This is a genomic window from Novipirellula caenicola, from assembly GCF_039545035.1.
Classification (GTDB): Bacteria; Planctomycetota; Planctomycetia; order Pirellulales; family Pirellulaceae; genus Novipirellula; species Novipirellula caenicola.
The window spans coordinates 1-24,452 of sequence record NZ_BAABRO010000024.1; the positions used below are offsets into that span (position 1 = coordinate 1).

Annotated in this window: 16 protein-coding genes and 1 tRNA gene; 12 read left to right on the top strand and 5 right to left on the bottom strand. The window is 54.5% G+C overall.

All coding sequences use genetic code 11. From position 1 onward, the window contains the following. Positions 1–809: 809 nt before the first annotated feature. Positions 810–1,124: a TMEM14 family protein gene (locus tag ABEA92_RS27680; RefSeq protein ID WP_345688460.1), complete on the top strand. Its 315-nt coding sequence runs from the start codon at positions 810–812 to the stop codon at positions 1,122–1,124. Positions 1,125–1,294: 170 nt separating this feature from the next. Beyond that, positions 1,295–2,728, top strand: a complete 1,434-nt coding sequence (locus ABEA92_RS27685; RefSeq protein WP_345688462.1) for a hypothetical protein — start codon at positions 1,295–1,297, stop codon at positions 2,726–2,728. A 288-nt stretch (positions 2,729–3,016) separates the two neighbouring features. Here the strand turns inward: ABEA92_RS27685 and ABEA92_RS27690 are convergent, their stop codons facing one another. Next, complete coding sequence (locus tag ABEA92_RS27690; RefSeq protein ID WP_345688464.1) at positions 3,017–3,247, bottom strand: hypothetical protein; 231 nt, start codon at positions 3,245–3,247, stop codon at positions 3,017–3,019. A 145-nt stretch (positions 3,248–3,392) separates the two neighbouring features. Here ABEA92_RS27690 and ABEA92_RS27695 point away from each other — a divergent pair, with 145 nt between their 5' ends. Both ABEA92_RS27695 and ABEA92_RS27700 read left to right on the top strand, forming a co-directional pair. Further along, a complete protein-coding gene (locus ABEA92_RS27695) occupies positions 3,393–4,415 on the top strand; it encodes a hypothetical protein (protein WP_345688466.1) in 1,023 nt (340 codons plus the stop codon). Then, entirely contained in the window at positions 4,408–4,599 is a 192-nt protein-coding gene (locus ABEA92_RS27700; RefSeq protein ID WP_345688468.1) for a hypothetical protein, read from the top strand. Before ABEA92_RS27695 ends, ABEA92_RS27700 begins: the two co-directional genes overlap by 8 nt. Before the next feature lie 206 nt (positions 4,600–4,805). Here the strand turns inward: ABEA92_RS27700 and ABEA92_RS27705 are convergent, their stop codons facing one another. Together ABEA92_RS27705 and ABEA92_RS27710 are read right to left on the bottom strand one after the other, a co-directional pair. Then, the gene (locus tag ABEA92_RS27705) at positions 4,806–5,213 is read right to left on the bottom strand and encodes a PIN domain-containing protein (RefSeq protein WP_345688470.1); all 408 of its coding nucleotides are present in this window, start codon (positions 5,211–5,213) and stop codon (positions 4,806–4,808) included. A gap of 6 nt (positions 5,214–5,219) precedes the next feature. After that, positions 5,220–5,549: a hypothetical protein gene (locus tag ABEA92_RS27710; RefSeq protein WP_345688472.1), complete on the bottom strand. Its 330-nt coding sequence runs from the start codon at positions 5,547–5,549 to the stop codon at positions 5,220–5,222. 432 nt (positions 5,550–5,981) lie between these two features. Here ABEA92_RS27710 and ABEA92_RS27715 point away from each other — a divergent pair, with 432 nt between their 5' ends. Then, positions 5,982–6,386, top strand: a complete 405-nt coding sequence (locus ABEA92_RS27715) for a hypothetical protein (RefSeq protein ID WP_345688474.1) — start codon at positions 5,982–5,984, stop codon at positions 6,384–6,386. A gap of 58 nt (positions 6,387–6,444) precedes the next feature. Further along, the gene (locus tag ABEA92_RS27720) at positions 6,445–6,729 is read left to right on the top strand and encodes a hypothetical protein (protein WP_345688476.1); all 285 of its coding nucleotides are present in this window, start codon (positions 6,445–6,447) and stop codon (positions 6,727–6,729) included. Between the two features lie 2,487 nt (positions 6,730–9,216). Here ABEA92_RS27720 and ABEA92_RS27725 read toward each other — a convergent pair. After that, positions 9,217–9,290 (bottom strand) — tRNA-Ile (locus tag ABEA92_RS27725). 896 nt (positions 9,291–10,186) lie between these two features. Between ABEA92_RS27725 and ABEA92_RS27730 the strand changes: the two genes are divergently transcribed. The 4 genes from ABEA92_RS27730 to ABEA92_RS27745 all read left to right on the top strand — a co-directional run bounded on the left by ABEA92_RS27730 (position 10,187) and on the right by ABEA92_RS27745 (position 18,817). Continuing rightward, positions 10,187–13,480: a hypothetical protein gene (locus ABEA92_RS27730; RefSeq protein ID WP_345688478.1), complete on the top strand. Its 3,294-nt coding sequence runs from the start codon at positions 10,187–10,189 to the stop codon at positions 13,478–13,480. Positions 13,481–15,263: 1,783 nt separating this feature from the next. Further along, positions 15,264–16,052 (top strand): GxxExxY protein, encoded by a 789-nt coding sequence (locus ABEA92_RS27735; protein WP_345688480.1) that lies wholly within the window; start codon positions 15,264–15,266, stop codon positions 16,050–16,052. Positions 16,053–16,722: 670 nt separating this feature from the next. Beyond that, on the top strand, positions 16,723–17,454 hold the full coding sequence (locus tag ABEA92_RS27740) for a methyltransferase domain-containing protein (RefSeq protein WP_345688482.1): 732 nt from the start codon (positions 16,723–16,725) through the stop codon (positions 17,452–17,454). Then, positions 17,447–18,817: an APC family permease gene (locus ABEA92_RS27745; RefSeq protein ID WP_345688484.1), complete on the top strand. Its 1,371-nt coding sequence runs from the start codon at positions 17,447–17,449 to the stop codon at positions 18,815–18,817. Before ABEA92_RS27740 ends, ABEA92_RS27745 begins: the two co-directional genes overlap by 8 nt. A gap of 461 nt (positions 18,818–19,278) precedes the next feature. On the opposite strand, the gene ABEA92_RS27750 is transcribed toward ABEA92_RS27745, so the two are convergent. Then, entirely contained in the window at positions 19,279–19,494 is a 216-nt protein-coding gene (locus tag ABEA92_RS27750; RefSeq protein ID WP_345688486.1) for a hypothetical protein, read from the bottom strand. Between the two features lie 184 nt (positions 19,495–19,678). Here ABEA92_RS27750 and ABEA92_RS27755 point away from each other — a divergent pair, with 184 nt between their 5' ends. After that, positions 19,679–21,370 (top strand): FAD-dependent oxidoreductase, encoded by a 1,692-nt coding sequence (locus ABEA92_RS27755; RefSeq protein WP_345688488.1) that lies wholly within the window; start codon positions 19,679–19,681, stop codon positions 21,368–21,370. A gap of 662 nt (positions 21,371–22,032) precedes the next feature. Next, on the top strand, positions 22,033–24,369 hold the full coding sequence (ccoN, locus tag ABEA92_RS27760) for a cytochrome-c oxidase, cbb3-type subunit I (RefSeq protein ID WP_345688582.1): 2,337 nt from the start codon (positions 22,033–22,035) through the stop codon (positions 24,367–24,369). The last annotated feature ends 83 nt before the right edge of the window (positions 24,370–24,452 follow it).

Genomic DNA, 24,452 nt, shown 5'->3' on the forward strand with positions numbered 1-24,452 from the left:
AAGCGACCAAGCTGCTCCGCGTACTCCGGACGGGTTGTACCAGCCAAACCGTCCGGGCAACAATTGAGGGTTCGCAGCAACCGTCCGGATCAGACTCGCCAACGGGCTCTAGACGCCAGTGGAGCACAATCTGCGACCCAACTCACACGTCAGCCATCGTAAATTATACACTAACCGCCGTTTTCATTATTTAGGGTGCCGCGAAGCGGAATGAGGACTCGCCAGAGCGTGGAAGATTGCCACCCAAATACGAATCACCACCTTCCGACAACGGCAGCTACAAAGAAATGCTTTACGGGCTGTTGATTGAGTCGTACGACGGACGTCCTCGTCCGTCGAAATACACCATTGACGGACTAGGAAGTCCACCATACACCTCTTGCCGCAGGCAAACTTCACTGAATCGCAATGCAAATCGCAACAGTGAGCCGTGGGCCGTAAGGCACCGGGTACCGCGTGGGACCCAGCCGCTGACGCGTCGCGGCTCAGTAGATCAACAAACCGTTGATGAATTCCGCTACCAAGTTCCCGCCTCTGATGCGTTCTCAGACAGTGCCTAGCCGAGTGATCTTCATAGCGGAGCGGCGTGGGGCCTCGCCCGGTCAAAATCGAACGTTTTACCCGCCACAACCGGCCGGCCCCGCGCCGAACCGCTACCCAAAGTTAGGTGGCACTGGACGCTCGGCGGCTGGCACCTTAAGGGCGTCCCATTACAATTCGGCAAACGGCAGCTTGAGTGGATGAACCTGTGTTGGAATCCACGGAATCATTTCTGCCAGAACTTGACCATTAGATTTAAAGAGACTTGTGTGGACTTTCCGGTAATCGTGACAGCAATCTATGGAGTTTTTGTCGTTTTTGGAGGAGTCATGGGCTATGTCAAAGCTCAAAGCAAGGCTTCTTTGATCGCAGGCGGCATCACCGGCGGACTCCTTCTGCTCTCGGCGTTTCTGATTGCCCAAGGCATCACAGCAGGAGCCATTCTAGGGATCGTTGTCTCGCTACTGTTGATTGGCCAGTTCGGCCCCTCGCTGCTGAAGAAGTTCAAGGTAATGCCGAACCTGCTGGTGGTCGTGCTGGGATTGATCACCGTCGGCGTACTCGCGCTGAGCTTTTTCCAATAGGCTATGCTTCTTCCAATAGGTTTCGGTTCTTCCAATAGACTACAGAAATCAAAGCGGACGTGCGGCGCAGCGGATCCCATGCGTCCATCGGTGCACGATAGAATCAGGTGGTACGGCGAGCCGGGGTGCGTCCGCCGTGATCATGCCAGTAGCAACCGGGAGCGTCCGAAGTGAACCAGCACCGTGTATCGATGCCCCAGGACCGGCGAGCGTTTCTTCGCGCGAGTGCCTGGGGCGCCGCCGCGACGACCGTTGCCGGTATGGGGATGTCCCGTTTAGGGTTGGCGGAAACGCCTGGGGCTGCGGCGTCCGCTCTGCTGCCGACCCGGCCCGCCAGCATTCAAGTGCTGATGCCGCGAGATCGAGTGCCGCTGTCGTACATCATTGATGACTCGACGTGCCTGGTGAACATGGGACACTTCTGCACTCCGCAGTTCGCGACCGCCTTGCCAAACCGCACCGAGTATCAAAAACCGTGGAGATCATGGCCGCGTGAGATCCCCGATAGCTTTGTCCGCAAGTTTGGTCAGTGGTGTGCTAGCCAGGGCGTGAAAGGCAAGTACAGTATCGTCCCCAACCCTGCCTGCGTCGGCTGGCTCGACCGAGAACTGCCCGGTTGGTCGCGATCCGATATGCAGTCCAGCCTAAAACTTGTCCGCGAATTGATGCTTCCCAACTGGGACATTCATCCCGAGATGATCACGCATACGCGTGTGATCGACTTGAAGACCGGCCGACCGATGCAGGAAATCAGTGCGGCAACGATGGAGAATTCGTATCCCCAGGAAAAGAAGAGCGTCGACGAATTGGCAGCCTACCTGGCCTATGCCCTTCGCCTTGTGAAGAACTGTGATCTTCCCTGCGAAGGAATCACCACTCCCGGTGGCTTTGGCAATTCGATGAAAGGCGAACTGCCGATCGCGGTCGACCAAGCGGTTCGCGACGTCTACGGAATCGAACTGCCGCACTACTTCAAATACGTCATCTCGGGCGACCAGAGCACCGAACCCAAGCTCGAACATTTACGCGGCGTGGGAACCGACGACGTGCGGGTGACAGTGAACGTGCCGGCGGGAACAGGCGATTGGTTTGGCGGTTGGCAAGGCGATTCCCTCTCGGAACCGGATCGCTACTGCAATGCCGCAGCGACCAGCGGCCGAATGGTCGAACTGATCCAGCGGCGGCAACCGGCGGTCATGATCTGTCATTGGCCGGGGATGTACAGCAACGGCAGCGAAGAAGGATTCCGTTCCTTCCAACGAGTCGTTGGGGCGTTGGCGTCGCGATTCGCCGACGACACGATCTGGATGAAGGTCAGCGAGATTGCCCGTTACTGGGCCGCCAAACAGCTGACCGAAATTAGCCGCGTGGGTAACCGTTTGATGCTGACCGCCCCCTTTGCCGCGGAACGATTCACGTTGCAGATTGACGGCGGTTCGGGACCTGTGAGTCTCCAGCAGGGAAACGATCGCACGCTACTTCGCGAGACGACCGATCGATCGACTTTGGATGCAGGGACATGGCTCGCCAACGATCAAAAACTTGTCGCCTGTTTCAACTTGCCCAAGGGAACAAGCGAGCTCGTGCTAGCAGCGACTTCCTAGACCTTTGTCAGTCATTCATTTGAGGGTAGTGGATCTTGCTAAAGATCCTCCCAGCCCCAAGAAACAGCGAGTTTTATTTTAGCAAGCTCCACTCCATCAAAGCACCAAAGTTTCAGACAAGTCGAAGCACGAGCCCCCACTTCGCCCGCCGACCGCCAACCGCCCCCTCGTCAAAGCGGGATATAAGGCAGAACGGATCAACGATTCTTTCCAGACGCTTTTTGCCAGCCCGAACAAATCCTTCTTCGTTGATGACTCGTCGGCAACGTCGCAACCGGAGGCAATGCTTCACAGCATCCGGCGGATGCCCGTCTTGCACTGGAAACTCATCAAGCCGAGCAGGATCATCATCGCCGGTACAACACCGCGGTAGCTCGTGACTCTTCCGACCAATGCACCGTGACCGTCCGCTGCGTCAGAGTTCCAATCGATAAAACCAGAGCAATGGGCGTCGGCTACTTGGTATGTGATTAGCACTCGTGAGCGAGAAAATCTCCCTGGCTTAATGGGATATTTCATGCACGCCCTCTTCCTGCCCAAACGACGCCAAGCAAATTTGCTAGCAATTGATGCAGTCGAATCGCAGACGCTGCCCCCCCGTTGGCTGCGACTACCAAAGCGAATAAGCTGGGTTCATTCACGGTAGTATCATGGAGTTAAGGGTTTGGAAGAACAATTCGAGACAGGCGGCACTTCGCTGGTGACTTGGGGAGGCGGCGTAGCCGCGGCAGTGACGACTGGGTGGCAGGCGTGGAAGAATCACAAACGTTTCCTTCGACTTGCCCGTCAATTCTCTTGGGGCCGCGAAAAGCTTCGCCAACTGCGTGCTCGTGCGATTGGTGGTCCGATCACGCACCTGCACCAATTGACTCATCTATCGCGACGAATGTCAGCGATATCCATTCAGGGTGCGCACGGAAACCTGTCAGGCGTTGAACACTTACGGGCGATTGCTCAACAGTACTGCGATGAAACCCGACAGATGGTCGCGTCAATTTTGGAAGACGACGCAAAAGATATTCACGTCTGCATCAAGATGATTTACCCCGCACCGGCGGAAGAAGACGGCCGCGGCGGTGATGTGATTGCAACGTATTCCCGAAGTTCCAATGCAGGGGCGCGTGGCTCAATCGACAGCGACGCCGAAGTAGATCAGCACACAGCCGGAGCCTGCTCGACGTGGGCTAGCATCTACGGAATCAGCGATGGCAAAACGAAATGGCAGCCATTGCGATGCTTTTGCTGCCCAGATCTTGCTGCCGCCAAGAATCAATACCAATGCACCCGCGAAGATTGGCAGGACCGTTATGCATCTGCGTTGGTTGTTCCCATTCGCTACGCTTCAGACGGTAACGCGGACCACATGGAAACCATCGGCTTCCTGGCGATTGACAGCTCTTCATCCGAGGGGATGAAGAAGCTGCCCAACGCATTTGCATACTCACAGAACCCTGCCGCGTTTGAAAATCAGCTAAAGATGCACCCCGTTTTTGACGCTGCGGCGATAGCCGCCGACATGCTAGGCTCTGCGTTCTCGTACACGTTCGAGACGTTGCGACAGACCGAATCTTCAGCAGCTACAATGTCGCGTGCGAAGAAGCCTTCGGTACGACGTTTGCCAATTTGTCACGAGACAGAAGCCAAAACGAAAAACGAAGTCTCTATCACGGAAAGCACAAATGATTGAACGAATGCTAGCATCTGGCGGAATAACCGTCGGCGAGTCGTACGAAATGCAGGAGAATGGGAAAACCATCACGGTTCGCTCGATCGGCCCATTTCGTGAGCGGTCCGAACCGGATCGGGAAGCCGCCGCCAAACGTCAGCTTCAAGAAATCGGTGGAACTTCACGCTTGCCTAATGAACGCTGAACCTGAACGCAATGGAAACCGCTAAAAGCAATGGTCCGATTCAAGCGGTCTGTTTGTAGGTCAGCGGATGGCCACTAGGTTGGGATCTATCACTACCGCTCTCCGGGAGAAAAGGTACGCGGACTCTTTTGCATGTTGCAGAAGGTAGTTTTGTGCTCCGCTTGCCGATACCGGGTAGCGATTGAAGTGGAAAAAGATATACCCAATCACCGTACCGGGAAATTGATCAGCTCCAATCCTACGACATGCAGGAAGTCGCGTACGTTATGAGTTGCCAGCGGCGCTCCCAACATAACTGCCGTTGCAGCAATCCACGCGTCAGCGACCTGGATGACTCGGCCCGCTTTCTTGATGTCCGCCCTAAGCTGAGCCCAAGTTCGACAAAGGACCTCGTCGACGGGAAAAACGAGGTACTGTTGTGCGATCAGCCGTGCAACTTTTTTGCGACGAACGTCACCCCAGTCGTGAAGTTCTTGCCAGAGCATCAACTCCGCTTGCGTTTGAAACGAAATGACAAGCTGCTTGCCATCAAGTTCGCTTGCATAATTGGCGAACCGCGAATCATTCTTTAGATAGAACGACAAAACATCGGTGTCGACAACGACACGATCCATTAGCGACTAGCCTCCCGACTTCGGTACGTCTTGGCGAGATTCGTTGATGAAGGCGATGAAATCGTCAACTTGCTCGTTCTCTGGCCAGACGTCCTCAGGATCCGCTCTGCTTGCATCGAACGGAGTGGCATTTTGCTCAGTAGCTAGCTCTTCAATGTCAACACGCTTGGGCATCGAGCGGATCGACGGTTCCCCATTGATCCGCTCGGTGACTCGCTGTTCATCAGCTAGCAATCGGAGAGCATGTTCCAATGCACTTTTAGTGCTAGGGAAGACTCCGCTCGCCACAAGATGACGCAGAACACTCTCATATTCACTAGATATTTCAATCGTCATCTCGCCGGCCTTCCTCCGTTAAACTCACGTTGTATCGGAATGCAAATTGCATCTGCATCTATCGTGGCACCGATTGGCGTCAAAGTCAACAAATCGGAGGGATTTGGCTGCTTTGCGTCATTTGGGATGCTAATCCGTGCCAAACGGAACGCTTGATGGGCGGATGGGGCCGGCAACCCGCTTGCGTCGAGACAGACAGCCTCCAGCCAACTCTTAAATGAGCACTGTCGAATGACTCCAGGTTCGACGTGCTGTGGTGAGCGAACATGCTCCTAAATGACTAAACCATCGACCACTCGTCTGTTACATGCAACCAAATGATTAACGCTAAAACGTTTGACTCACGGGGTGATCCAAGGTCGAATTCACTTGGAGCACCCGATGGTGCGGGCGTTCACACGAGAGTCTCCCAAATGAGTTTGCGGTAACACGATGATTGGCATTCCCCGAACTGCGGCAATGATTGGTGTGCTAATTTGTGCCGGCTGCCTTCCGAACATTGGACCGCGCACGGATCAGCCACCCATCGCCGTTTCTACGAGTGTCCCACTGGACGGCGTCGCTGAGACCATCCAAATCCAGAACCTATCCGCCAAGCCGCTTTTCAACGTACGCATCGTTGGCATTCGCCCTTCGGATGCAACAACCGGATCGGCGACGCCAATCGCCAGCCTGGCACCCTCGCAAATCGTCGTCGTCAACTGGACGTCTTTCGGAGCTTGGACAGCCGCTCCAGGAGACACGATCGAGGTTTACGCGGACAGCTACCCTGATCCAGTAACCTCCATGATCATCACCAACGAACAGGCGGCTGAACTCGGGTTCCCTCGCGATTAGCAACCGCCGGGCACCATGCGATTCACCGGAGCCGGCGTAATCCAATTTGCCCGTCTGCATGCAATCGACTCGCCTGACTCAACTGAACTTCCTGTTCCTATATTTGTGGAAACCTGCTGCACGATTGCTTGCAATCGCTAGTGCAATGTTTCTGGTCACCGCCACGATCAATGCCGCTACAATCGCCTACGTGGGAACACCACCCCACGTGCCCAATGCCGATCACGATCGTTTGCCGACGGCTTACGCCTGGACCGTATTGCCGCTCGTGCTAGCTGGTCTGCATGTTGCCCTTGTCGCATGGCACACACCTCCTCCTGCTTTTGATGGATTGAGCTGGTAGCTCGTTGGCCTATTTGAATTCATCAAACAGTGCCTTTCTGCCATCCCCATCGAGTGTCACAGTTGGGTTCGGATGCGACCTAAGGACTATCCGCAGGCGATTCGCCGCGTTTTCAATCTTTCTGTCGCACCAATCTTTCTGTCCTCACTTTCGGCTTCCTAAATACACCGAACGTCGTGAACGGCGAGGGCGACTGTCGCGGAACGAACACTCGTGTAGCGTGTCGGACTCACAGCGAATTTGGTTCGGCGATTGCTCGGACGATCGATAGACAGAAAAAGTTGGTGCGACAAAAAAATGAGCCTGTCATGGCGTTTCGCAGTTAAACCTGAACACTCGCGTCGTCTTCATCTTTTATCCCTTTCATTTTTTAACCTTTCGCTTCTTCTCAGGCGTAAGGCGACGCTACCGGAATAGACAACATCCGCATTTTGGCTTTCCTATTTTCCTGCCCCCTCCATCTTCCTGCCCAACCTTTGGTTGAATGGAGTGCACCCACCATCACTTCGCAAGTTTGCTGCTGCGGGCGCACGGATTCACGTTCGGAAAGCAGGCGACAACAGCAGTGCGGCGAGACAACCATTCGATTCGCCGCCTATGAATCTTTCTGTCACGCCAATTTTTCTGTCCTCACTTGTGGCATCCTAAATACACCGAAGGTCGTGAACGGCGAGGGCGACTGTCGCGCAATGAACACTCCTGTAGTGTGCCGGACTCTCTGCGAATTCGGTTCAGCGATTGCTCGGACGATCAATAGACAGAAAAATGAGACTGCCACGGCGTTTCGTCATTGGGCCTGAACGCTCGCGTTGTCTTCATTTTTTAACCGGTCATTTTTTTTACCTTTCGCTTCTTCTCAGTCGTAAGGCGACGATGCCGGAATAGACAACATCCACATTTTGGCTTTCCTATTTTCCTGCCCCCTCCATCTTCCTGCCCAACCTTTGGTTGAATGGAGTGCAATTGCCATCGCATCGCGAGCTTGGTGCTGCAATGTCGATGGCGTCCAGATTCAGGATCGGGGAAGCAGGTGACAATCGCAATGCGGTGAGACGGACACTCGGTTCGCCACCTTTGAATTTTTCTGTCGCACCAATTTTCCTGTCCTCACTTGCGGCATCTAAAAACACCGAAGGTCGTGAACGGCGAGGGCGACTGTCGCGGTATGAACACTCGTGTAGCGTGCCGGACTCTCGGCGAATTCGGTTCGGCGATTGCTCGGACGATCGATAGACAGAAAAATTGGTGCGACAGAAAAATGAGCCTGCAACGGCGCTTCGTAGTTGGATCTGAACACTCGCGTTGCCTTCATCTTTTAACCGGTCATTTTTTAACCTTTCGCTTCTTCTCAGGCGTAAGGCGACGCTGCCGGAATAGACAACATCCGCATTTTGGCTTTCCTATTTTCCTGCCCCCTCCAACTTCCTGCCCAACCTCAGGTTGCCTGGTGTGCCCCCACCACCGCTTCGCAAGTTTACTACCGCGGGCGCACGGATTCACGTTCGTAAGGTAGGCGACAACAGCAATATGGCGAGACAACCGACTGATTCTCCTTCAATAATCTTTCTGTCGCACCAATTTTTCTGTCCTTACTTGCGGCATCTCAAAACACCGAAGGTCGTGAACGGCGAGGACGACTGTGCGGGATGAACACTCCTGTAGTGTGCCGGACTCTCAGCGCATTTGGTTCGGCGATTGCTCGGACGATCGATAGACAGAAAGATTGGTGCGACAGAAAAATGAGCCTGCAACGGCGCTTCGTCGTTGGAGCTGAACACTCGCGTTGTCTTCATCTTTCAATTGAAACCCGATGCTCACGCATTTTGAAGTTTCGTTTTTAGACGTTCTTCGGGCCAAAGGCCCAGCAAACGGCCGGGCCGTTGGCCCTACAATTCATTGTTTTTTTGGGTCCCAGCCCGTTGGGCTGGGCTAGGTAAACGCCCGGGGCTTTGCCCCTAAATACAAACGCGCAACTTCAAAACTGACGCATGGGGCTAAATGCCTTCGCCGCTACCGAAGCTTTCGTGCATTGCCCATTCACGTCCATTCGCGTGAATTGCGGACCAACTGGCGTTAGAAAATTTGGCAACCCAAAATAGCGTCACCTGCCGAAACAAGCTGCGATGACCCTTCCGGGGCGAACCAACGTAGCATCACCTGCCGTCGCGTTGCGACTATCCGGGGCGAGGTGCGTGTTGTTCCACGGACTCACGTCCCGTGGCTATCGCATTTCGTCTCGTTGCGACTGGAGGACAGGAGGCCGCGGCATCATCATGGCTCGATGGGCTCACCAAAGACACGTTGTCCGCAAGCGGTTCAAGTGGAAGATTTTGACGACACGAATCGTCGTTCAGCGATTCTTGGTGCCAATGTCTCGACTGCACCATTTTCCGGTTCTCGCGTCCAGCATGACCCAATGCCCAGCGCCGGGACGAGTCGGGACGCGAGCCTGTGGTGCCCGAACGCAAGAAGTCCGAATGTAAGAAGTAGGGGTGGCAGGACTCGAACCCGCGACCAAGGAATTATGAGTTCCCTGCTCTAACCGACTGAGCTACACCCCCGGTGTGCCGCAGAGTTTAACATACTCTCGCTGCATCTCGCACTAGGTGTTTTTGCTTATAAGAAAAAAGACACTTCCCCGTCCCGAACGTTCAGTATTTTCGGTTTTGCCCTCGCAAACCGTCCCATCCCGCGGTTCGTCCTGGCGAGTGTCGCTCCGCTCTCGGAGCAGTCCACGCTATTCAGCCGCCGCAAACCGTAACGAACGGACGGCAAAAAGATGGAGGGCAAAAAGATGAAGCTCTAGCGGTCTGCTTTCCTGATATTTTTGCCACCGATCTTTTTGCCGGGTCTTTTCCAATTCGCCGCGTGAACGCTGCGGCCGCCTTCTTCTTATTTTCCTACCTTCATCTTCCTAGCAACGTTCGTATTGCGGTGGAGAGATTGCTGTCGCCCCTCCGGGGCTTTGCTGGCGTCTGGTACCAGCCCCATGGGGCTCACGCCCCATGCTACGTGCTGCCGTGCCTCCGGCACTTCTAAACTGCGAAACGGTCATACCCGCGTTCGGGGACAAACGCTGACGCCGGTGAGCGGCGGAAGCTCCTGCGATATCCTCTGTTCGAGTTGTTCTTCGCTAGTGAAGCGTCGCACAGCCGAAGCAAAAGGCGGCAAAAACATGTAGGGCAAAAAGATGAATCTCTAGCCGCCTACTTTTCCAATATTTTTGCCCCCCCATTTTTTTGCCGGGTCTTTTCTATTTAAGAAAAACCTGAGACGCGCCTCTCAGGCTGCATACCGTCGTGCCGCTGGCACTTCGAGAAGACGCTCAACCGATACGATTTTTGCCTACGCATTGTATGGCCCAACAAATCCGCGTTTGCGTAGTTGCGCCGGTGGGCGAGGCGTCTGAGGTATACTCGGGGCAGGACATCTACACTTGAATTCAAGCAGCAAAATCATGTTCGAACGCGATCGGCTCCTTTCCATCTGCCTGTTGGCAACCTGCCTCTTCGCCGGGCCAACTCGAGCGGAAACCATCGCGGTCTTTGCTGCGGCCCCCGCAGACGCCACGATCGTGGAGCTGGCGACCGTTGAGCTGGCTCAAAATAGCGACTTCCAAATCTTAGAGCGAAGTCGTATCGAACAGGTGCTCAGCGAACAGCAGCTCGCCACCATGAACAGCCACTCTGACTCGCTGTTGCTCGGACATCTACTGGGCGTTGAGATGTTTGTCATCTGGGAGAAAGGCACCACGAACGCCAGCGGCAGAATGATCGTTTTCGATGGTGAAACAGGAATACGCATCGAGGATCGTGAACTGGCGTCTTCGGACCCGATCGAAGTCGCACACCAATTGGCGGAACGCATCCGCACCGTGGCAAAGCAGTACCGAAAGATTGACCTGTCAACGCTACCGATAATCTCGTTGGCCTCGGTGCGAAATGTTGATCTGCCGCCAAAGTGGCAAAGTACATCCGACCAATACGTCGCACGACTCCAGCAGAGCTTGACTCAGCTGCCTTCGGTTGGATTACTGGAGCGTTCGCGACTTCGGTTTGTACTCAAAGAAGACATGCTGCCTATCGCAAAAATCCAAGCTCGATTGCTCAGCTCGACGGAAACATTGACCTTGCAGTTGTCGCGTTTAGACCAACACACGATCAAAGTCGATTTACTGCTCTACCAAGCCGATGATCCCGAGCCAAAATCACTGGTTAAGAAATTGCGTATCGATGCCTCCGAAGCCGATCTCGCAAAGTTGACTAACGAGACTGCCGAGTCAATTGCCGAGCTTTTGACACAGCCAACGACGAGAGAAAAAAACGGCGACTCGCATGAGGTGGAAGCGAGGAATTTACTGCGTGAGGCAAGGCGGCATTCGATGATGCGGCAACCTTATTCTGCAGCCGTTCGTTATGAAGCGGCCTATGTGTTGAGCGACGATCCCGAGGTCTTGGTTTCGCTAGCACGCTCGATCCACCGAAGCCTCTTGATTGAGTCGAATTCGTTCGTGGGGACGGCACGAGGACAATTCTATCGCGGTGGGAAGGACATCTCCGCTGATCAGTGGCGCGAGTGCGTCGAACTCGCGCGATACCTGCTCGGACTCCGCATAAAAATTCATCAAACCGAACAAACCAAGCCAGCGTGGCCGTTTCTCGATGATGAAACCCGTCCTGCGAACATGCTCGCGATCGATTTCACCTTTCCATATGGCATCGGCTCGTCGGTCCTTCGAGTCGATCCGGATCGGTCGCCTGATGTTTTCAGCGAACTTCGCAGCTTCTATGAAGACGCTTACAAAACGGTGTTTACCGATTTCGCCAACGACGCGAGACGCAAACTCTCGGGAGAGGCACTGCAGCGGTTCGAGAACGAGATCTCTTCGTTAGAGTTAGTGCGACTGACCGGGGACCATGATCGGCATTGCCTGGTCAATTGGGACGAGCGATTTGTTTCGACGTTTGAAAAGAACTTAAAACATGACCGGTGGCTCAAACATCTCTATGGCCTACGCCTATCGATAGATGATCTGAACCCGTCAGCCAAAACGCGACTGCTAAAAAGTCTTTCAGAAGTAGACCCAGCCTTCAATCCGAGCGCGAGTCTTGCCGCTCGCTATTTTTTGTTGCGTGAGCAGCGGGACACACAAGGGTTTGTCTATTCGGATGCATTTCAGTCGCAAGTGATTCGATTGGTAAACGACATTGCGGACCAAATCGAGCGGGTTGATGAGCAAGCAGCGATCGAGTCTCGGGATTTCGTTACCGCCTACGTTCGCAAGCTTCGTTATCAAGAGAGTCACCAGCGAAACACGCTGGGGCGTTTATTCGATTATGCGTGCTCACTGACACCCGATCCCGACCGTCGGCGAGAAGTCTACAGCGATGCTTATTTTCGTTTACTTGACCACGGCATCCTCTGTTCCGGAGTCATTAAAAACGTCGTGGCCCCATCCCATTATTACTACATCCCCGAAGATCTGGCACTTCTCGACAGGACGATGGAAATTGTCGCTAAAAATCGATTTGGCTTAGACGACCAACAGCACGCATCATTGATCAACGTCATTCGGGATAAACGTGCACGCGTCGAGAAACCCTTTTCGACAAAGGACACGTCGATTGAAACCATCAACATGCCATTGGCGTGGAAGCATGTTCGAGAAATCACGCTTCCCCAGACGGGTAGAACAGAACCAAGGTTGCTGAACGCCCAAATCATTGGCGATGACGTATTTGTGCTTGCCCTTGATGTCAGCACGCGAGCTAAGCTGACCCAGGTACGACTCTACCGCACGTCTGCGGAGGAGGGTGCCGAAATGAGGCAAATCGGAACGCTGGAGTTGTCTCACCTGAAAATCAGAGAGGAAGAAAAAGAACGAAATGTTAGAAAGGAAGTCCCGCCATTCATGCGAACCTATTATGGCCGACCGTTCATCCCGGACGTGATTGTAAAGGGAGAAGATCATGTTTTTGTTACGACCGAGGGTGGCGGAATCTTGGCGTTTCCATTGAGTGGTGCTCCTGCATTCAAAATCGATACGAGCTGGGGACTTTCATCGAATTGCATCCAGCAGGTATTGCCGGTCGGCGGCAACCTATTGAGCTGGGTTGGGGAAGAACGAGCCGACGCAAACTTCGTCTCGATCAATTTGCAAACAAAGCAGGTCGAATTGCTTGCGTCATGCCAAAGAAAAGATGCGAAAACACCCTTGGATGATTTTCCGGGTGCTCGCTGTGGGTTGATGATGGCGCAAGATGAGAACCGAGTCATTATCGTGATGGATGAAGGATACGATTTAGAGTCAGGCGTTTACTCCAATCGCAATGGTGTTTGGCGATACGAACTTGATGCCAACCAATTCTCGCGTTTTCCCGCCGGTGGGTTTCAGAGCAGGGAGTTTCGACGAACGGCTGAATACGAATTCGTCGTCGGCCGATACGATGTTGACGCCAAAGAGCGGCGGTGGCGACTGTTCAAGCTCAACGAAGATCGGTGGTACGAGATTGGGTTGGTGGATTTACCATCAAGGACCAGGCCGATTGCGATGACCGATTCGGTGATCTGGTGGCACGAACAAGATAGACGCATTGCCTATCGGCAGAATCGCGATACGGGAACGATTAACCAGTTTCGGATCATCCCCGAAGGACATGCGAATCGCTTGACACTGCAGTTCTTTCCAGGCTGCGATTCCGCAATCCTGTGCACCGCCGAAAGACTCTGGATTGTCACGCCTAATAATTAGCCCCCAGAGGCAACGCTGTGAAGCATTTCCTGTAGCGGAACTCGTCAACGGCTTGTTGATTTAGTCGTACGATGGACTTCCTAGTCCGTCGAATCCACCATTGACGGACTAGGAAGTCCATCATACGACCCTTGCCGCAGGAAACTTCACTAAATCAACAAGCCGTCAACGGCTTGTTGATTTAATGAGCCGCGACGCGTCAGCGGCCGGGTCCCACGCGTTACCCGGTGCCTTACGGCCCACGGCTCACTGCTACGATTTGCATTTGGATTAAATCAACAAGCCGTCAAGAGTTTCGGGGGGCATACGTCATGAAACGAAAGTCTTGACGACTTCCGCTACGCTAAATTAGCACAAACGCCATAAGAGAAAATGCTTCACAGCCCCCATGGGGCTCACGCCCCATGCTACGTGCTGCCGTGCCTCCGGCACTTTAAAACTGCGATACCTTCGATGCCCACACATCGGGCCATATGCTGTCGCCGTAGGTGTTTCAGAGAATGAAGCGAACGTCGGCAAAAACATGTAGGGCAAAAAGACAAAACTCTAGCCGCCTACTTTTCCGATGTTTTTGCCCCCCATCTTTTTGCCAGTCTTTTTCAATTCGCAAGATGAACGCTACGGCTCGCTTCTTATTTTCTTACTTCCCGTTCCCTACTAACGTCCGCATTGCGGCGAAGAGTTTGCTGTCGCCCCTCCGGGGCTTTGGTGACGTTTGGCACCAGCCCAGATGGGGATCACGCCAATGTTGCCATGACTCTGGCACTTCAAGTTGACGCAAAAACAATCGTTCTTGCTTGGTGTAGATGCTATCGCGACCGATCCGCCAGTGAGCGACGGAAGTTCCTAGAGTGTCACGCAGCCGAAGAAAAAAAGCGGCAAAAACATGGAGGGCAAAAAGATAAAACTCTAGCCGCCTACTTTTCCGATGTTTTTGCCCCCCATCTTTTTGCCAGTCTTTTTCAATTCGCAAGATGAACGCTACGGCTCGCTTCTTATTTTCTTACTTCCCGTTCCCTACTAACGCCCGCATTGCGGCGAAGAGTTTGCTGTCGCCCCTCCGGGGCTTTGGTGACGTTTGGCACCAGCCCAGATGGGGATCACGCCAATGTTGCCATGACTCTGGCACTTCAAGTTGACGCAAAAACAATCGTTCTTGCTTGGTGTAGATGCTATCGCGACCGATCCGCCAGTGAGCGACGGAAGTTCCTAGAGTGCCACGCAGCCGAAGAAAAAAAGCGGCAAAAACATGGAGGGCAAAAAGACAAATCTCCAGGTTTCTGCTTTCCGATGTTTTTGCCACCCATCTTTTTGCCGGTCTTTTTCAATTCGCAAGATGAACGCTACGGCTCGCTTCTTATTTTCTTACTTCCCGTTCCCTACTAACGTCCGCATTGTGACGAAGATATTGCTGTTGCCGCTTTGGGCTTTGGTGACGTTTGGCACCAGCCCAGATGGGGATCACGCCAATGCTGCCATGACTCTGTCGCTTCAAGTTGACGCAAAAACAATCGTTCTTGCTTGGTGTAGATGCTATCGCGACCGGTCCGCCAGTGAGCGACGGAAGTTCCTAGAGTGTCACGCAGCCGAATAAAAAAGCGGCAAGAACATGTGGGGCAAAAAGACAAATCTTCAGGTTTCTGCTTTCCGATCTTTTTGCCATCCATCTTTTTGTCGGCTTCTTCCCATGCTAATTCGTCGACGCCCCATTCCCGTAGACGTACACTAAATGGATCCACACTGTGCATTCATTTATTCGCAGTTTCTTCTCCTGGAGGATTTTATGATGCCAGTTGTCCCCTCCATCAAAACCACCCGGATCTCCCAGCACGAGTTCAAAGACTTGTCTTATGGTGTCATGCAACACGTTTTCGAGATCCACAACGAGTTCGGACGATTATTCGACGAAAAGATTTACAAAAGAGAGCTAGCGGCTCGAATGCATGATGTGGAGATCGAAGTATTGGTAGAGTTGATTCATGGTTCCTTTGTTAAGCGACTGTTTGCCGACGTTATCGTTTCGGGCTCCGGCCTGTTCGAATTCAAGGTTGCTGATACCATCCACCCGAAACATCGGAGCCAGGCCATGCAATATCTGCTTCTGTTCGATTTGTCACACGCCAAAATTGTCAATACACAACCCGATCAAGTCCAACACGAGTTTGTGAACTGCCATCAGCGATTGGCGGACTTAAGGCAATTCAAGATAGACAGCAACCACTTTGATTTTTCCGCACCTGGGGCACACGAATTTTATGCGCACTTAGTGCTCCTGCTGCGGGACTGGGGAACGGGACTCTGCCTGTCACTATACGAGCAAGCGCTGCAACACTGCCTGCACGGCGAAGAATCCGGCAATCAGCTCGTGAGTGTCAACGGCCGCCAGGGGCACCTTGGCGAACAGCCCATGGGACTTGTGGCACCCGGAATCGCGTTCAAATTGACCGCACTGTCAAAAGGTGAAGAGTCATTCCAAACTCATGCAAAGCGATTGCTCAATCACACTTCGCTCAATGCGATTCACTGGGCCAATATCAAAAATGAACTCGTAACCTTTAAAACCATTCGATAGCCGGACATCACACCAGCGAAGATAACAGGTGGCAAAAAGATGATTCACTAGCAGCCTACTTTCCCGATATTTTTGCCACCCATCTTTTTGCCGGCTTCTTTTCCCATTCGGTTCATGAACTCTGCGGGCCCCCCTTCTTATTTCCTACCTCCCTCTTCCTACCAACGTTCGCATTGCGGGGAAGAGTTGCTGTCGCCCCTCCGGGGCTGCCGTGACGTTTGCCAACAGCCCTCATGGGGCTCACGCCCCATGCTACGTGCTGCCGTGCCTCCGGCACTTTAAAACTGCGATACCTTCGATACCCACACATCGGGCCATAAGCTGTCGCCGCAGGTGTTTCAGAGAATGAAGAAAACCTCGGCAAAAACATGGAGGGCAAAAAGATGAATCTCCAAGTTCCTGCTTTTCAATATTTTTGCCACCCATTTTTTTGCCGGCTTCTTTTCCCATTCGGTTCATGAACGCTGCGGGCCCCGTCTTATTTTCTACCAGAGTCCGCGCTACGGCGAAGATATTGCTGGCGCCATTGCGACGCGAGCCATTGGCGGGTTGTTGCTGGCGTTTGGCGATTTCATCTTTTATTGCGAACACGCTCCCCCTGCGGACTCGGCTCGCTTGTTTTGACTACAATCATCGCCGAGTCTCTCCCCCCTACCTGACCGAGGATCCAATGAAGCGTTTTGACTTGCTCTCGCTCACGCTGCTCCTGTTACTCTCGCCCACCCCGCTGATCGCGCAGACCGCGACCATTTCGCCAGCGGCGAGCGTCAATCCAGGGATCAACGACAGCTTCCTTGATCCGGAAATGGATGTGCAAGCGTGGGTCGAGCGGTTTGAAGTCGAAAGCCGCGAGGTCTACCACGCTCGCGATGCGATCATGGCAGGATTGAACCTGAAACCGGGCGACCGGGTCGCCGATGTCGGTGCCGGCACCGGATTTTACTCGCTGCTAATGTCCACTGCGGTTGGCTCCAAAGGGTGGGTCTACGCCGTGGACATCTCGCCCAAATTTGTCCAGTACTTGGTGGACCAGTTTGATCAACGCGGCGTCGAAAATGTCACCACGGTGATGTGCGATGATGATTCGGTTTGCTTACCGCCGGACTCGGTCGACCTGGCGTTCATCTGTGACGTCTACCACCACTTTGAATTTCCCGAACAAACAATGCAATCGATCTTTAATTCGCTTCGCCCAGGCGGACGGGTGGTGATTATCGATTTTGAGCGAATCCCCGGGGTGTCTCGCGAATGGACCCTCGGTCACGTTCGCGCCGGCAAAGAGACCTTCATCGACGAAGTGCAATCGGTTGGTTTTGAACTGACCGCCGAACGCAAGATCCCTGGTTTTAAAGAAAACTACTTCCTCGAATTTCGCAAGCCGGACCAGGCGGGCGATGAATAACGAATCACTCGAATCAAAGGTCGACAACGAGACAACCCCGCCCCCACACACACCGCTCGGTTTAGGTTCGGCGATGTTCTTGGTCGCGGCCAGCATGATCGGCGCGGGGGTCTATACGACCAGCGGATTCACGTTGGCCGCACTTGGATCGCCTGCGTGGGTACTGGCGGCGTGGGGCACCGGTGGCGTGATCGCGATCTGTGGCGCGATTTGTTACGGCGCGTTGGCTCGTGAATTGACCGAGTCGGGCGGCGAGTATTTGTTTCTTTCTCGCAAACTGCACCCGATTGCGGGCTTGATGGCCGGTTGGGTCTCGCTGCTGGCCGGTTTTACGGGTGCGATCGCATTTGCCGCGACCACCTTCGAAGCCTATCTCGGCTGGCAAGACACCATGCCCAAGGGCAGCATCGCCACGACCGTCGTCGTTTTGGCGGCGATCCTGCATACGGTTGGGGTACGCCCGGGAGCTCGGGTTCAAGATCTCGTGGTGATTTTAAAATTCGTGTTGATCGCGGCTTTTGTAGTGATCGCCGTTGTGATGCGCTCCAGTGCACCGGTGGACGTGCCAGCCAAAGCGGTGACAAACGAAGCCGTACCCTGGACGACGTTTTCGTTGACGTTTGCCACTCAATTGATGTACATCTCGCTTAGCTTCAGCGGTTTTAACGCGGCCGTCTATATCGCAGGCGAAGTGAACAACGCGAGCCGCAATGTGCCGCGGGCGATGCTGTGGGGCACGTGCCTAGTGACGCTTTGTTATCTGCTGCTAAACGCCGTGTTTGTGTTGGCCGCACCGAGCGAAGCGATCGTAGGTCAACCCGATGTCGCCACCAAGGCCGCCGAAGCGATTGCCGGAGCCACGTTTGCCAGTTTTGTCCGAGTCGTGATCCTGGTGGGACTGTTTACGTCGGTTTCCGCGATGATCATGAGTGGTCCGCGGGTCTACGCGAAGATGGCCGAAGATGGATTCTTGCCTGGCTGGTTCCGCTTCTCGGGCCAAATCACCGGCAAACCTCCGGTCGCCGCGATTTGGACTCAGGCCATCTTGGGAATCATCGTGATTCACGTGTCCAACCTCGAGCGCTTGCTGAGCTACCTCGGTTTCACGCTGTCGGTCAGTGCGGCGCTGACGGCAAGTCTACTGTTTTGGGTGCGAGGGAAATCGGGCGATCGAATTCGGCCGCTGCTGTACCCGATCACCCCGATCGTATTTGTCGGCGGCACGCTGTTGGCGGCGACGTTGTCGGCGGTAAATTCACCGGTGCAAGCCGCCGTCGGATGGGGCACGATTGCCTTTGGAGCCCTGCTTTATCCGTGGTACGCGTGGCGGGAAGAACAGCGACGCAAAGCGACGAGCGAGTAAATTCCCGGCGGTTCCCGGTCAAATTCAATGGTCGTCTTTGGGTTCGCCGCAGGCGATCGGCAACGTCGCGGAAGCCGCCAGCGGCTTGTTGATTTAGTGGAGTTTGCTGCGGCAAGGGGTGTATGATGGACTCCCTAGTCCGTCAATCGTGCATTCGACGGACTAGGAAGTCCGTCGTACGACTAAATCAACAGCCCATCAAGACTTTCGTTTCACGGTGCATGCCCCCGAAACTCTTGACAGCTTGTTGATTTAATGAAGTTTCCTGCGGCAAAGGGGCATGATGGACTTCCTAGTCCGTCAATCGTGTATTCGACGGACTAGGAAGTCCATCGTACGACTAAATCAACAAGCCGTTTGACGAGTTCCGCTACGAAAATGCTTCGCCGCGTTGGCGATCACGGTACCGGTGAATGCGTTTTCGTGAGTGAACGGCCATTGCTCTGGGATGAAACCTTGGCCTACGGTGCCTTCGACTTCCCCAAAAACGACTCGAGTTTCGCAAAGATCACGGCAAATCCGCAAAAACCGCTCGATCCCGAGTAGATCAAACTGCAGCCCATCAACACGATGCCCCAGGCGAACGCTGGATCGACAAGAAAGGTCGCGAGCAAAAAACCGAAAACCAATCCGCCATTGGCGACCAAAGCAAATCGGGCGGGTGTAATTCGAGGCATCGCTATTACGCAGGGGATCCACAAACTGCGACAGCTCGTCGCAACCTATCCTAAACGGGGGACATCCGGGTGCGATCGATCGACGCGGCCGCGCGAAAACGGGGCTTCCCAAGAGCCCCGATTGTCGATAGTTCTCTAACTTACGATATTTGCAGCCTCCGCGATACGAAGGAACCCAATCACGATGAATGCCACCAAGCCGCTTACCATTGTCATTGTTGGTGGGGTCGCCGGCGGGGCGTCGGCGGCAACGCGAGCCCGCCGGATGAATGAAACCGCTGAGATCATTCTGTTAGAGAAAGATCCTGACGTGTCGTTCGCGAATTGTGGCTTGCCGTATCATATTGGCGAAGAAATTCCTAAACGCGACTCGCTGCTTGTCGCCACGCCCGAATTTTTACGCCGCCGATTTCGCTTGGATGTGCGGACGCGACACGAGGCGTTGTCGATTGATCGCCAAAACAAACGGGTGGAAGTCCGTTGCGGTGAAACTTCGGGGATCACTTGGATCGATTACGACAAATTGATCCTGGCGCCCGGTGCGTCGCCGATTCGCCCCAATCTGGATGGCGCGGATGCCGAAAATGTTCTCAGCCTGCGAAACTTGAATGACACCGATCGCATCAAGGCGATCGTCGACGACAAACAAACAAAAAACGCAGTCGTTGTCGGTGCGGGCTATATCGGGCTGGAAATGGTCGAACAGCTTGCCCAGCGGGGACTCAACACCACGCTGGTAGAACTGCAACCGCAAGTATTGCCACTGCTTGATCCGGAGATGGCTCGGCCGATCGCCGATGAGATCGAAGCCAAAGGAGTTTCGCTGCTGCTGGGCCGCAGCGTCACCGGTTTGGTCACCGACGGCAATAACCAAGTGACCGAGGTCCGCTTGAGCGACGGCAGCACGATCGCGACCGATTTGGTTGTGATGGGGACTGGCGTGCAACCCAACATCCAACTTGCTGTTGATGCGGGATTGGAGATCGGAGTCACCGGCGGGATTGCGACCAACGACTTCATGCAAACCAGCGATCCCGATATTTACGCAGTCGGTGACGCGGCGGAATATCGGTTCGGTCCGACCGGAAAACGGATGCGAGTTTCCTTGGCAGGCCCGGCCAATCGGGCGGGACGACTGGCGGGACAGCATGCTGCGACCGGCCAAAGCGACCCGATGCCGACCGTGCAAGGGACGTCGGTGGTCCGGGTGTTTGGCGTCAGTGCGGCGATGACGGGATTGTCGCGTGGCATGGCAAAACGAATGGGGGTCGACGCGGCCAGCGTCACGATCGTGGCTAAAAATCACGCGGGCTACTATCCCGGAGCCGAGGTGATGACTCTGAAATTGGTGTACCAGGCGGAAACGGGAAAGATCCTCGGTGCGCAAGCCGTCGGCGGTGCAGGCGTTGATAAACGAATCGACGTGATCGCCACGGCCATGCAATTCGAAGGCTCGGTTCGACAACTCAGCGGCGTCGACCTCAGCTACGCTCCGCCACTTGGATCGGCCAAGGATCCTGTTCATATGGCCGCGTTCGCCGCTTGCAACCAGCTCGATGGTATCGAAACATTTTGCGACAGCGATGCCGATTTAGCGGGCAAACAAGTGGTCGATGTCCGCACCGCCGGCGAGATCGAGCGGACACCGCTGGCCGGATCGCCGCTGAGCAGCGAATCCGAAGCAGGGGTTATTGCCATCCCGGTCGATGAACTGCGAGAGCGAATCGGCGAGCTCGATCCGTCGCTACCCACGGTCGTATCGTGTGCCGTTGGCGTTCGCGGCCATATCGCCGCACGCATTTTGAAGCAGCACAGGTTCACGGTGGCGAATTTGTCGGGCGGAGCGACGGTGCGAAACCGAGTCAATTTCGATTGATCCAAGAGCAGCCTTGAAGAATTGCGATGACCGACCCGTGAAATTTCACGCGTCGTGGACGTCGCTACGAATCCTTGCAGGATTTTGACAGCTGCCGGGACTCGTTGCTTCGTCCACTACGGTTGGGCGGGCTCGTTGCCTCGTCCTTTGCGGCAACAGAAGCAAAGGCCTCCGATGCAGTGCGTTCACCTAAGAAACGAAGTTTTTTTGCCTTGTTTTGGCCGGTCAAGGAGGCAGCGACAGGAATTCAGACCGAGTACAATTAGCCTCCCACCACGATGAAGCGTAGCCCGCTAGAGCTAGTGCGGATGGATGTTTGACGTGACGGGCGCGCCCATTTGCTCGATCCACCAATGGATCGTGCAAATGGGCTCATCACGACCGTCAGATGGATTGCCCTGAACCAGCCGGACTTGTATTGACGACGATTCGTTTTTAGCGGAAATTCCAGCTGCAAAAACGAATTTGAACACGCTTGCGACAGCCTGCCACATTGGCAAAACCTCGTTTGGCGTTCAGGTTGTTAGATACATTTTCAGAGGGTGGCGGCGAATCCGAATCGCGAAGCATCCACATCGCGTTCGCCGAAAATGAACCTCACCGTTGGCTGAACCTTTCAGCTCGCACCACTCGTTTGTGATCAAAGGAAGAGACACTTGTCGATCGAGACTCATTCAGGATTTCCTGAACAACATGAAGGCGAAGCGAATCTTGACGCTCAAATCGATACCTATTCCTACGACGACGATATCGTGCGGAAGTTCGCGACGGCGACGCTGTTTTGGGGTCTCGTCGCCACGCTGGTCGGATTGATCGTCGCGATCTTGTTGGTTTTGCCAAAGATCTTTGGCGAACTGGAATGGCTGAGCTTTGGTCGACTTCGTCCGCTACATACCAACGCGGCGATATTCGCGTTCGCAGGCAACGCGATCTTCGCGGCCGTCTACTACAGCACCCAGCGATTGTGCAAAGCCAGGATGTGGAGCGATGCGTTAAGCCGGCTGCATTTCTGGGGTTGGCAAGCGATCATCGTCGCGGCGGCTGCGACGCTGCCGATGGGGATCACGCAAAGCAAGGAGTACGCCGAACTAGAGTGGCCAATCGATTTGGCGATCGCCGTCGTGTGGGCAGGGTTCTTTGGCATCAATTTCTTGATGACGCTGATCCATCGTCGCGAGCGGCACATGTACGTGGCATTGTGGTTTTATATCGCCACGATTGTCACCGTGACGGTACTGCACGTCTTCAACAACCTCGTCGTTCCGATCGGTCTGGGCAAAAGCTATCCGATCTATGCGGGTGTCCAAGACGCGTTCATGCAGTGGTGGTACGGCCACAACGCGGTGGCGTTTTTCTTGACGACTCCGTTTCTTGGCTTGATGTATTACTTTTTGCCCAAAGCGGCCAACCGACCGGTCTTTAGCTACAAGCTTTCGATCATCCACTTTTGGTCGTTGGTGTTCATTTACATTTGGGCTGGACCTCACCATTTGCATTACACCGCACTTCCCGAATGGGCTTCGACGCTGGGGATGCTGTTTAGCGTGATGTTGTGGATGCCATCATGGGGCGGAATGATCAACGGACTGCTAACGCTTCGTGGGGCTTGGCAAAAAGTCGCCGTCGATCCCGTTTTGAAATTCTTCGTCGTCGGAGTCACGTTCTACGGGATGGCAACTTTCGAAGGCCCACTGTTGAGTGTGAAAAGCGTCAACGCGCTGAGCCACTACACTGATTGGACGATCGCTCACGTTCACGCCGGAGCCCTCGGATGGAACGGCATGATGACGTTCGGAATGCTGTATTGGTTGTTGCCACGGTTGTTCCAAACCAAGTTGTGGAGCACCAAGGCGGCCTCGGCTCACTTTTGGATCGGAACGATCGGCATTCTGCTGTACATCGTGCCAATCTACGCCGCCGGCTTGATGCAAGGTTTGATGTGGCGAGCGATGGACGAAACCGGAAACCTCGTCTATCCCGACTTCATCGAAACGATCCAATCGATCGTGCCGCTATGGTGGCTGCGTGTGCTGGGCGGCCTGCTGTTTGTCTCGGGCATCTTGATCATGGCCGTCAATTGGTTCATGACCTGGACCACCCGTCCACCCACCTACGCAGTGCCGGTTTACCACACGCCGCGTTTGTCCAAGGAAGTGCCGGAAGAAACGATCGACACGACCAGTGCACTGGATAACGTCCCGGTGCTGGAATCGGCTAAAAAGCTTGATGTGTTTGGCAAGATGGATTGGCACCGCCGCTGGGAACGATTGCCGGTACGGTTCACCGTTTTGACCACGTTGGCGGTCGTGATTGCCAGTCTGTTTGAGATCATTCCGACGTTCTTGATTCGCAGCAACGTGCCCACGATCGCGACGGTAAAACCTTACACGCCGCTCGAGCTTGCCGGTCGCGACATCTTTGTCGCCGAAGGCTGTTACAACTGTCATTCACAGATGGTGCGTCCGTTTGTAGCCGAAACGAAACGTTATGGCGAATACAGCAAGGCGGGCGAATTCATCTATGACCGTCCGTTCCAATGGGGCAGCCGCCGCATCGGTCCCGACTTGGCTCGCGAAGGGGGCAAGCAGAGCAGTTTGTGGCATTGGTTGCACCTAGAGGATCCGCAGCAGGTGTCACCGGGTAGCGTGATGCCAAGCTACATCCATTTGCTCGACACAAAGATCAACTTTGACATGATCCCCGATCGCGTTTGGGCCGCCCAAGCGTTGGGAGCCCCCTACGACTTTGACATCGCCGATTCCGCCGACATTGCTCGCAAGCAAGCCGAGGTGATCGCCGCCGACGTGGTCTCGCAAGGCGGGCCCGTGCAACGTGGCGAGCTGATGACGTTTGATACCAAGGCGATCGCATTGATTGCGTTTCTGCAGCGTGTGGGAACGGACATCTTCGCGACCCCGGAACCCAAAGCTAAAGAAGAAACGCCGGCAGATCCGGCCACGGCCGAAGAACCCGCTGCCGAAGAGGTGGCGGCTCGGTAACGAGATTGCGACGGGGAGCTTTTGGTAAAACCAACGAACGTCTTGACGGCTTGTTGATTTAGTGAAGGTTCCTGTGGCGAGGG

Coding starts and splice junctions, on each gene's coding strand:
- ABEA92_RS27690 (WP_345688464.1), bottom strand. CDS start 3,247: ATGAAATATCCCATTAAGCCAGGGAGATTTTCTCGCTCACGAGTGCTA.
- ABEA92_RS27700 (WP_345688468.1), top strand. CDS start 4,408: ATGATTGAACGAATGCTAGCATCTGGCGGAATAACCGTCGGCGAGTCG.
- ABEA92_RS27705 (WP_345688470.1), bottom strand. CDS start 5,213: ATGGATCGTGTCGTTGTCGACACCGATGTTTTGTCGTTCTATCTAAAG.
- ABEA92_RS27710 (WP_345688472.1), bottom strand. CDS start 5,549: ATGACGATTGAAATATCTAGTGAATATGAGAGTGTTCTGCGTCATCTT.
- ABEA92_RS27715 (WP_345688474.1), top strand. CDS start 5,982: ATGATTGGCATTCCCCGAACTGCGGCAATGATTGGTGTGCTAATTTGT.
- ABEA92_RS27720 (WP_345688476.1), top strand. CDS start 6,445: ATGCAATCGACTCGCCTGACTCAACTGAACTTCCTGTTCCTATATTTG.
- ABEA92_RS27730 (WP_345688478.1), top strand. CDS start 10,187: ATGTTCGAACGCGATCGGCTCCTTTCCATCTGCCTGTTGGCAACCTGC.
- ABEA92_RS27735 (WP_345688480.1), top strand. CDS start 15,264: ATGATGCCAGTTGTCCCCTCCATCAAAACCACCCGGATCTCCCAGCAC.
- ABEA92_RS27740 (WP_345688482.1), top strand. CDS start 16,723: ATGAAGCGTTTTGACTTGCTCTCGCTCACGCTGCTCCTGTTACTCTCG.
- ABEA92_RS27745 (WP_345688484.1), top strand. CDS start 17,447: ATGAATAACGAATCACTCGAATCAAAGGTCGACAACGAGACAACCCCG.
- ABEA92_RS27750 (WP_345688486.1), bottom strand. CDS start 19,494: ATGCCTCGAATTACACCCGCCCGATTTGCTTTGGTCGCCAATGGCGGA.
- ABEA92_RS27755 (WP_345688488.1), top strand. CDS start 19,679: ATGAATGCCACCAAGCCGCTTACCATTGTCATTGTTGGTGGGGTCGCC.